General features: G+C 50.5%; 1 protein-coding gene. It reads left to right on the top strand.

Going from position 1 to position 580, the window contains the following annotated elements; translation table 11 throughout:
• The coding region (locus QNI22_RS40185; protein ID WP_314520326.1) for a hypothetical protein at positions 1-580 on the top strand (580 nt) is incomplete at both ends.

The raw sequence follows: 580 nt of genomic DNA, 5'->3' as shown, positions 1-580 counted from the left end.
AAACGCCCAGAGTTTATACTGGGTAGGCGATGGCGGATCGTGGAATGATGCCAGCCACTGGTCTGCTACTTCGGGTGGAAGTGGAGGAGCTGGGGTGCCTACCACTTCAAACGCAGCCATCTTTGATGCCAACTCCTTTGCTACGGCTGGACAGACCGTCACCCTGACTGCCGGTGCGATCTGTAACAGCATCAACTGGACTGGGGTGGATAACAATCCAACACTGGATCTGGCTGCCAACCTGACTGTCAGCGGAGCACTGGCTACCTTTGCCGACGCGATGAGTGTGTCCGGTACGGCTACCATCACCTTTACTTCTGGTGCTGCAACCACACTGAATCTGAGTAATACCACCAAAACATTTGGCAATATTACTTTTTCTGCCAATACAGCCCGAACTATTACCATCAACTCATCTACCAACAGTGCCATCACCCAAACGATGGGCATACTCACGGTAGGAAACAATGCCAATCTGACCATCAATGGAAATGGATCCAGAGTCTATGGTGGCCTCTCTTTTGGCAACAGTGTTTCCTTTCAGTTACTGACCAACTCGATTGTCAATGGAGTGACCAAT

Origin of the sequence: Xanthocytophaga agilis (assembly GCF_030068605.1) — a bacterium.
Lineage (GTDB): Bacteria > Bacteroidota > Bacteroidia > Cytophagales > 172606-1 > Xanthocytophaga > Xanthocytophaga agilis.
The sequence above is the reverse complement of the archived record's forward strand: the minus strand, read 5'-3'. Positions and strand labels throughout refer to the sequence as shown.